The organism is Actinoplanes sp. NPDC051633 (genome assembly GCF_040681735.1).
Lineage (GTDB): Bacteria > Actinomycetota > Actinomycetes > Mycobacteriales > Micromonosporaceae > Actinoplanes.
On the sequence record NZ_JBFAZH010000202.1, the window covers coordinates 1 to 8,934 of the forward strand.

Genomic DNA, 8,934 nt, shown 5'->3' on the forward strand with positions numbered 1-8,934 from the left:
TGATAGCCGCCGGCGACCTCGGTGACCTCGGCGATGGCTGCCCGCATGCGCACTCGCGACCCGACCGCGACGGGGGCCGGGAATCGCACCCTGTCGAGGCCGTAGTTCACCTTCGTGGACACGCCTTTCACCTCGAGCAGCTCGGTCCAGAACGCGACGGCGAGGGAGAGGGTGAGGAAGCCGTGGGCGATCGGTGCGCCGAACGGGCCGCTCCGTGCCCGCTCAGGATCGACGTGGATCCATTGGTGATCGTCGGTCGCGTCGGCGAACAGGTTCACCTGCTCCTGGGTGACGCTCCGGTACTCGGTGTGGCCGAGGTCGGTGCCGGCCAGGCCGGGGAGTTGGTCGAAGTCGATCGTGGTGGTCATCGGGTTCCTTCCGGCGTCGATGGGCGCAGTCCGAGCAACCGGGCGGCGTTGTCCTTGACGATGCCCGGGAGCACGTCGGGCTTGAGGTCCGTGCCCTCGACGTCACGCAGCCAGCGATCGGGCGTGAGCATCGGGTAGTCGCTGCCGAACAGCACGCGGCGCTTGAGGATCGAGTTGGCGTACCGCACCAGTTCCGCGGGGAAGTACTTGGGGCTCCAGCCGGACAGATCGATCCAGGTGTTGTGCTTGTGCGTCGCCACCGACAGGGCCTCGTCCTGCCATGGCACCGAGGGATGGGCCATGATGATCTGCAGGTTCGGGAAGTCCGCCGCGATCGGATCGAGCAGGATCGGGTTCGACAACCCGAGCCGGAGACCGTAGCCGCCCGGCAGCCCCGCCCCGATGCCGGTCTGTCCGGTGTGGAACAGCGCCGGAACCCGCGCGTTCTCGAGGAGACTCCACAGCGGTCCGTACTCCTCGTGGCTGGGATCGAAGCCCTGCACCGTCGGATGGAACTTGAATCCTCGGACCCCCTCGTCCTCGATCAGCCGGGCGGCGAGCTCAAAGGCCGCTTCCCCCGTGCGGGGATCGACCGAGCCGAACGGGATGAGGACGTCGGCATGCCGGGATGCCGCCCGGGCGATGTCGACGCTCGACAGCGGGTCATGGTTCAGCTGTGTGCGCGCGTCCACGGTGAAGACGACGGCGGCCATCCGGCGCTCGCGGTAGTACTGCGCGACCGCGTCGATGGCAGGTCGTGGTCCGTCCGTCCGGAAGTACTTCGACGCCGCCTGCACCAGCGCATCCGGCAGCGAGGCATGACCGTGGTCGTCGACCTCGATGTGCACGTGCATGTCGATCGCCGTGACGGCGTCGAGGTCGATGGCGAGCTGGTACATGACTGCACCTCCGTCAGGCGGGTCAGGAGGTTGCGGGCCTGAGGTCGGCGGGCAGCTCCGGGAAGCTCTCACCGACGCTCTGCAGAGCGTTGGCGAACTCCGAAGGCCATGCCTTGACCAGTGCGTCGTAGGACCAGCCGCCCTCGCGATAGGCGGTCAGCGCCGCCTCCGGGTGGGTCCAGATCTGCAGACGGTCGCCCCCCACCCCGATCACCTGCCCGGTGACGGTGGCGGCCGCGTCGGAGCCGAGGAACGCGATGAGCCCGGCCACGTCGTCGGACGTGCCGAATCCGAGGTCGTGCCGGAAGAATTCCGGCACGGGCTCGCCGTTCGCCTCGGCCGTCACCGCCGCGCTGAAGTAGGGGATGGTGGCGGTCATGGCGGTTGCCGCGACCGGGATGACGGCGTTGGCGGTGATGCCGGCGCGCTTGAGCTCGAGGGCCCAGCTGCGCACCATACCCACGATGCCGGCCTTGGCGGCCGCGTAGTTGGTCTGGCCGAAATTGCCCCGCTGCCCGGTCGGGGACCCGATGCAGACGATCCGGCCGCCCTCGCCGCGCGGACGCATGTGCCGCACCGCCTCGCGCACGGTGGTGAAGGTGCCGCGCAGGTGCACGTCGATGACGGTGTCGAAGTCGTCGTCGCTCATCTTCCAGAGCACCGAGTCGCGCAGGACGCCGGCGTTGGTGACGAGGATGTCGAGGCGCCCGAAGTCCCGGACCGCTGTGTCGACGAGCTCCACGGCGGTCGCCGTCGGACCGACCGGCGCGACCACGGCGACGGCCCGGCCACCGATCGCCTGGATCGCCGCAACCGCGTCGGCCGCGACCCGGGCGTCCACGTCGTTGACGACGACGGAGGCGCCCAGCCTGGCCAGCTCCAGCGCATAGGCCCGGCCGAGACCACGGCCGGATCCGGTGACGATGGCGACCTTGCCGTCCAGTGACATGGCGACTCCTTCGTGTGGAGCCGATCTGAGCACAAACCATTGAAAAAGTCAATGATTGTGGTTTGCTACCATCGCGACCATGTCCCTGACCGGAAAGACGCAGCCGGCCGGAGCCGCCCGGCTCCGCGACAGCGTGCTCGGCGGGGACCTGAGCTTCCTGCTGGCCCGCGCCAACGCGCTGACGCTGGCGGCGGCGAACGCCGCCCTCGCGCAGCACGGGTTGAAGGCGCGGTCGTACTCCGTGCTCGCGCTGGCCGCCGACGAAAGACGCCCAACACAGCGGGAGCTCGCCGAGTTCCTCCGCCTCGATCCGAGTCAGGTGGTCGCCCTCGTCGACGATCTGGAAAGGCGCGGGCTCGTCGAGCGCACCCCGACCCGGCGGATCGGCGGGCAAACGTGCTCGGCGCGACCGACGCGGGCAGGGCCCTCTTCGCCCGCGCCCGGGAATCGGCGCATGCCGTGGAACTGGGCCGGCTGGCGGCCGTCAGCCCCGAGGACCACGAGCGGCTCGCCGAACTGCTGCGGCTGCTGGCCTTCCCGGCCTGATCGGCCGTCAGGTCCGGCTCGCGCGCCGGCGACGGCGCCGAGTTGGCGACGCCTCGACCCGACGGTTCCGAACAGGTCGACACACCGAACCCTCAGGTTGGAGGTTGGTGCGGCACCGGCATATCCGCTGGTGTGTTTCGCCGGCGGGGCAGACCCATGGTTTGGATGCGGGCTACGGGCTTGGGAGCGATCGCGGTGGCTACGACCTCGGCGATCACTGTTTCCGGGCCTGGCCGGTAGGTCAGCCGCAGCCCGAGCCGGCTGTACAGCTCGGCCATGTCGCGCGGATCAGCGTCGCGGAGCAGCCCGCGAATAGCTTCTTGAACGCCTCAGCGACGAGAGCGATTTTCGCGCCCTCCTCTGCCGCCGACAAGGCGCGGATGGGTCGACCAGGCGGCGCCCGGTAGCTGGTGGTTTGCGCGCACGCGGGGTTCGTCGGACGCCTGAACTCGGCGTCGCTGTGGAACGTGAACGGGCCGATGTGGTGCAGCAGCACGGCTTCTCTGATGCAGAACCGGTGCAGGCGATCCGCGCTGACGCCGTGCTGTGGGAGATCGCAGAACTGCAGCCTCCGTTCTGCCGTCCGTGAGGCGACGAAGCGCTGCCCGACATCAGCCGCCGGCTGCTGACGTCGTGCCGACGCGGGCTGGTACGACGGCCTGTTCCCCGACTGATCGTTTCAACAGACCGATATCTGCTACTCAGTGGGCTACCGCAGCCGGCGGAGCTGGCACGAACGGGAACGCTGCATCGCCTACCGCATCATTGAAGGCTTCACAAACGGCATCGGAGCGCCACCGCCAGCCCCGGGCCGTCGGTTCTGTACTCGCCAGGCCGTCAAGTTCTCACCCTCCGGCAGCTGTGATGCGGGAGCCTGGATCGTCATCCTTCCCACATCGTTGGCAGGTTCGATAGATCTGTCCTTGCTCGTTGTGGCGCTTCCGCCAGGTATGCATTCCCAGTAGGCACCGCAGAGATCGGCTCATGATGCCAATATGGCCCTTCCTGATGGTGATCGGAATGTCCCAACGGGCGAAGCTCCCTGACGCCGCACGATCGGGCATCCTGGCGCCGACTCGGGTATGGATCTTGGCGCACCAGTTCCTCACGCCGGGTCCTCGCGGCCAAGGCGTATACACGTCCCGGCGAGCCGCCGAAGGTCTCTGCGACTGGAACGAATAGCTGCGCTTCGTCCGCGACGCCTGCTGAGGTCCATGGTGTTCATCGACGGCGGCGAGTAGGTTCGGGCATTGCCGTCCGCCGGAGCCGTCGCCTCGGCGGCCGGAACGAGCAGCGGCATCAGGCGCTGAGATCACGCGATCGAGTGAGTTACTCCAATCCGAACACCCCGGGGAGTCCACATGATCAACCAGAACCTGCCGCGCGGCCGGGTCCGCGCGGTCCTCGCCACCATCGTCACCGCGGCGCTGAGCGTGACCCTGTTCGCGCCGCCGGCCCACGCCACCAAAGCCGCATCCGCGAGCGCCGCCGCACCCGTGGTGTCCTGGTCGGCCTGCCGGGACGGCTTCCAATGTGCCACGGTGCCCGCCCCGCTGGACTACGACCGCCCGGCCGGCGTGCAGATCGGCATATCGGTGATCCGCCTGCCCGCCGGGGATCCCGCTCGGCGGATCGGTTCGCTGCTGCTCAATCCCGGCGGTCCCGGCGGCTCCGGCGTCGACTTCGCCCGGGCGATCGCCAAGGGCCTGCCGCTGGAGGTCCGGGCGCGCTTCGACATCGTCGGCTTCGACCCCCGCGGCATCCACCGCAGCACTGCGCTGCGCTGCTTCGACACGTACGAGGAAGCGATCGCATCGTGGCCGCCGTTCCCGTACCCGGAAACCCCAGCCCAGGAGCGGGTCCAGCGGGAGGCCGACAGTCGCCTGGCCGCCGCGTGCGCCCGGCACGGCGGGGCCATCCTCAACCACATGTCCAGCGCTGACGCCGCCCGCGACATGGACCTGCTGCGCCGCGCGTTCGGTGATGAGAAGCTCAGCTACCTCGGCTACTCCTACGGCTCGCTGCTCGGGCAGAACTACGCCAACCTGTTCCCGTCGCGGTTCCGCGCCCTGGTGATCGACGCCGTCGTCGACCCGATCGCCTGGGCCACCGGCCGCGGCGGTGAAGCCCGCACGACCCCGGTCGGCACCCGCATCGGCAGTGCCGACGGGGCCGCACAGACCCTCGGTGAGTTCTTCCGGCTGTGCGACGCGGCCGGTCCGGACTGCGCGTTCTCCGGTGACGCGAGCGAACGGTTCGCGGCGCTGGCCGAGCGGCTGCGCGCGAACCCGGTCACCATCACCGACCCGGTCACCGGCGAGACGTTCACGTTCACCTACAACGACCTGATCGCCGTGACGTTGAGCGCGCTGTACTCCCCGCCGATCTGGCCTGACCTGGCGTTGTTCCTCGCCGACCTGGAAGCGTTGGTGCCGCCGGCCGCGCTGGGGGAGCGTCTTGCTGCGATCCGCACCAAGCTCGGGCTATCCGGCGTGGCGCAGGAGGAATACCCGAACGACGTGGAGGGCTCGCCCGGAGTCACCTGCTCTGACACCATCAACCCGCGGTCGTTCACGGCCTGGGAGTCGGCCGCAGACCGCAACGAACGCCGGTACGGCTACTTCGGCCGGATCTGGAACTGGGCCTGGAGCGCGTGCCGGGCGTGGCCGCGTACCGCCGGGCAGGACCGTCACCTCGGCCCGTGGACCGCGCGTACGTCGTCGCCGGTGCTCGTCGTCGGTAACTACTTCGATCCGGCGACCCGCTACCAGGGCGCCGTGACGGCGGCGGGGCTGTTGCCGAACTCGCGGCTGCTGTCGTACGCCGGATGGGGGCACGGCGCCTACTTCATCGCCGGCAACTTCTGTGTAGACAGCGCCGTCACCCGGTACCTGCTGACCGGCCGGGTGCCACCGGCGGGCACCGTGTGCCAGCCCGAAGGCTCACCGTTCGGGCCGACGTCTGCGGCCATGTTGCGCGCGGCGCAACAAACCCGGGCCGGACTCAACGCCGCGACCCTCCCGCCCGCTGTTCGCCAAGCGTTCCGGTAGGTGCAATCGATCAGGACCGGCCATCCGACCAGCGTGTCGCACCCAGCCGCACGCGGAGATTCTCGATCGCCTCAGCGACGGTCTCAGGCCTGAACGGCTCGGCGCGCGGCGTGGCGTCCGGCAGGAAAGGATGCTCGCCATGCCGCCGCCGAAGCCGGACGACATGTGCTCGGACTGTCAGGCACCCGCGGAATGGCATACCTACGCCCTTTCACTACGCCGATGGGCCGCGGGACCCCTGCCCCCGTTCCAGGGCGGCGCAGCTCGCGGCACTGCTCCCCGGCTGGTGGGACCGATGCCCCGCCTCGCCCCAGACGAGGATCTTCTTTCCGACACGGCTCGCTCCCCCGCGAGAGGGCGGGGTGGCGATGAAAGTGGCTCGGGATCAGTCGCCGCCGGGGGCCTTGGAGGCCGCCGTTCTCGAAGCCGTGGTGCTCGCCGCCCTCGAAGGCGACGCCGCGAGCTCCATCTTTGGGCGCTAGAGGCGAGAGTCCGCGCGGGACATCGCTGAAGGTTCCTTAAGAACTCCCGCGACCTGTTCAATGCCCGGATGGGCCAGGGCGCGATCACGGTGAGTTGGGGCTTCGCGGCAGTGCTCGCCGCGCTGGTCGTGGTCGCGGTGGCGGCCGCGCTGATCGGGCGGCTCGGCGTCGGGCGTGGCGTAGTCACCGCCTCGGCTCGCGCGGTCCTCCAACTAGCCGTCGTCTCATTGCTGATCACCGCGGTTCTGCGGTCGTGGTGGGCGACGGCTGGCTTCATCGTGCTGATGGTGGTGGTCGCGGCGGCCACCTCCGCCCGGCGGGTGAGCACGGTCCGGCTCGGCTGGCCGGTCGTGCTGCCGATCGCCGCGGGCGCGCTGCCGGTCGGCGCGATCATCGTCGCGTCCGGCACGATGCCGCTCACCGAGGTCGCAGTGCTGCCGATCGCCGGGATCCTGATCGGCGGTGCGATGACCGCGACGTCGCTCTCGGGCCGGCGCGCGGTGGACGAGCTGAAGGACCGGCACGGCGAGTACGAGGCCGCGCTAGCTCTCGGTTTCCTGCCGCGCGACGCCGCGCTGGAGGTCTGCCGGCCCTCATCGGGGCAGGCGCTGACTCCCGCGCTGGACCAAACCCGGACGGTCGGACTGGTCACCCTGCCCGGCGCATTCGTCGGCGTGCTGCTGGGCGGCGGCTCGGCGGTGCAGGCCGGCGCCACCCAGTTGCTGGTGTTGGTCGCGCTGCTGGCGGCGGAGGCGATCGCGGTCTCGCTGACCATCGAGTTGGTCGCCGCCGGCGTCGTGTCCCGCCGTACCGGACGGTGAAGGGGGTGCAACCCGTGGCGAGAGGAGGCCGCCCGATGACGGCACCGACCGCGCCTACCGCCGGCGGCTGCGGTCTATCCGGGCTCGGCGTGACGCCTGGCCGGCGGAGCAGGTCCGCCCCTCTCCTGCCCGTACGGCTTTCGTCCATCTCCGTTTCACGCCGCCGAGTTGCTCAGGTTTACGGAGCGCCGCGTTGCTGTCCGCCCGACCGCGGGTTGCCGATCGCGTCGGGGTGAGGGTGCGGCAGATCGGCGCGACCCCCGAACAGGTGCTGGTGTCCGTCGATGTAGGTCACGAGCGTGGCTGTGGCCGGTCAAGCACTGACGCGAACAAACGGCCTCGGCTGAGTCGTGTACCCGACCGAATCTCTGGCGAACAAAACTGAGTCCCGCCGGGACTAACAAAGTGACAGACCATCGACGAAGGAGATCACACATGTTGCCCACGAGCCCGGAATTGGCATTCGAACTACACACTGCTCGCAACGTCGAATTGCAGAAGCTCGCTCGTCGGCAAGGTCTCGCGCGATCGACCGCTCCTCAAGGGCGACGCCGCCACGCGATCGTCCAAATACGGGCCGCACGGATGCTGTGGACTTGGCGCAGGGCCTGACGCCGAAGATTGTCCTGTGTGGGTGAACCAGCCCGTGCGTGCAGCCGCTCCAGACGAGTGCACAGGGCTGCGGTGCCGCGGAGAACCGGTCTTCGCGACGGCGCCTCGGGACAGCTGGATGATCAATCACTGGTCCTGCCGTCCACCCGCTGCAGTTTGTCCGCGTCGCGTACCCGACGGTGCGACACACCGCACCTCGCAAAAAAGCCCGTTGCCGACGTTCGTAGCCCGGTCTTCTCACCGGCGGCGGTCAGCCCGACGTCGACGCCCGCCTACCGGCGCCCAACCAGCAGACATAAGGAATCAGCGATGGCCGACACACCCGTCATGAACGGCAAGACCGTCCCCGTCACCGCCGGCACCGGAGGACTCGCCACCGCGGTCGGACTGGCCGCCCCGGCGCGCCAGTCGGCGCTTGGCAATCCACGGGCACCGACCCTTGCACAGACGCGCCCACCCTGCATCGAGATGAGCGCTTCCCCATCTGGGCGAACGGTCCGACCGCCGGCCAGATCGCGGCTGCTCCGGGCGTACGGCGCCATGGTGTCACCACGGTTGAGAAGCTGGATCAAGGCCAGACTCTCGACGCGGACGCGGGCCTTCCTGGCCGACCGCCTGACCAGGCCCGGACCGGTCGCCCTGCTCGGCGACCTTGCCCTCGAGCTGCCCGTGAGAGCGCGCTTCGCCCGCTTTCTGCGACAGCCCGGTTATGTGCTCGCCCACACCGGTGGCGCGGTGGCCGTTGCCCGGGTGGTGGCCAACGCCACCGCGCTGTACGCGCGACGGGCCAACCTGAACGCAGTGATCGACGCTTTGGACCGCGCCGGGGTGCCGTACTTCTGCGTGCGCGGCTTCCATCAGCTGACTTCGACGGTTGCCGTGCCGGAATCGGCCCGCCCGGCGGTGCTCTCGGCACTTAGGAACGTCGGCCGGGAGGCACCCGCGTACCTGGCGGAAGTGGTGCGGAACAGACCGGGACCGCTGCGTCCGGCCACAGACGCGCGGTCGCTGCGGGCGCTGCGCGAAGCCAGGGTGATCCGCTTCGTTCGGTTCTGGGCGGACCCTGGCGGCCTGCTCGTCCTGGGTCGAGGCAGCGGCTGTGACGTGGAGTTCTGGTCCAGACAGGACGACATGTTGCTGGCGCCGCGACCCAACCGGGCCGCGGACAGCGTCGCCGTGGGCAGCTCCGTGGTGGATCTCGGCGAGC

8 protein-coding genes and 2 pseudogenes are annotated in these 8,934 nt (G+C 69.6%); 6 read left to right on the plus strand and 4 right to left on the minus strand.

Annotated elements, in window-relative coordinates; translation table 11 throughout:
* The 3 genes from AB0M20_RS14275 to AB0M20_RS14285 all read right to left on the minus strand — a co-directional run.
* Positions 1-368: MaoC family dehydratase (locus AB0M20_RS14275; protein ID WP_364298049.1), on the minus strand; the 368-nt coding region annotated here is incomplete at its 3' end.
* Entirely contained in the window at positions 365-1,267 is a 903-nt protein-coding gene (locus AB0M20_RS14280; RefSeq protein ID WP_364298051.1) for an amidohydrolase family protein, read from the minus strand. The genes AB0M20_RS14275 and AB0M20_RS14280, both read right to left, overlap by 4 nt.
* A 22-nt stretch (positions 1,268-1,289) precedes the next feature.
* Positions 1,290-2,216 carry an SDR family NAD(P)-dependent oxidoreductase gene (locus AB0M20_RS14285; RefSeq protein ID WP_364298053.1) on the minus strand — a complete coding sequence of 309 codons (927 nt, stop codon included), beginning with the start codon at positions 2,214-2,216 and terminating at the stop codon, positions 1,290-1,292.
* Between the two features lie 79 nt (positions 2,217-2,295).
* Here AB0M20_RS14285 and AB0M20_RS14290 point away from each other — a divergent pair.
* Positions 2,296-2,532 (plus strand): annotated as a pseudogene (locus AB0M20_RS14290) (MarR family transcriptional regulator); the annotation flags it as partial.
* 80 nt (positions 2,533-2,612) lie between these two features.
* Positions 2,613-2,762: a hypothetical protein gene (locus AB0M20_RS14295; protein WP_364298061.1), complete on the plus strand. Its 150-nt coding sequence runs from the start codon at positions 2,613-2,615 to the stop codon at positions 2,760-2,762.
* A gap of 241 nt (positions 2,763-3,003) precedes the next feature.
* Here AB0M20_RS14295 and AB0M20_RS14300 read toward each other — a convergent pair whose 3' ends face one another.
* On the minus strand, positions 3,004-3,258 hold the full coding sequence (locus AB0M20_RS14300) for a hypothetical protein (RefSeq protein ID WP_364298063.1): 255 nt from the start codon (positions 3,256-3,258) through the stop codon (positions 3,004-3,006).
* Here AB0M20_RS14300 and AB0M20_RS14305 point away from each other — a divergent pair.
* The 4 genes and pseudogenes from AB0M20_RS14305 to AB0M20_RS14320 form a co-directional block, all read left to right on the plus strand.
* The gene (locus tag AB0M20_RS14305; protein ID WP_364298055.1) at positions 3,223-3,351 is read left to right on the plus strand and encodes a hypothetical protein; all 129 of its coding nucleotides are present in this window, start codon (positions 3,223-3,225) and stop codon (positions 3,349-3,351) included. The genes AB0M20_RS14300 and AB0M20_RS14305 overlap by 36 nt on opposite strands.
* 772 nt (positions 3,352-4,123) lie before the next feature.
* Positions 4,124-5,812 carry an alpha/beta hydrolase gene (locus AB0M20_RS14310; RefSeq protein WP_364298057.1) on the plus strand — a complete coding sequence of 563 codons (1,689 nt, stop codon included), beginning with the start codon at positions 4,124-4,126 and terminating at the stop codon, positions 5,810-5,812.
* Between the two features lie 550 nt (positions 5,813-6,362).
* On the plus strand, positions 6,363-7,115 hold the full coding sequence (locus tag AB0M20_RS14315) for an ABC transporter permease (RefSeq protein WP_364298059.1): 753 nt from the start codon (positions 6,363-6,365) through the stop codon (positions 7,113-7,115).
* 939 nt (positions 7,116-8,054) lie between these two features.
* A pseudogene (locus AB0M20_RS14320) lies at positions 8,055-8,934 on the plus strand (hypothetical protein); the annotation flags it as partial.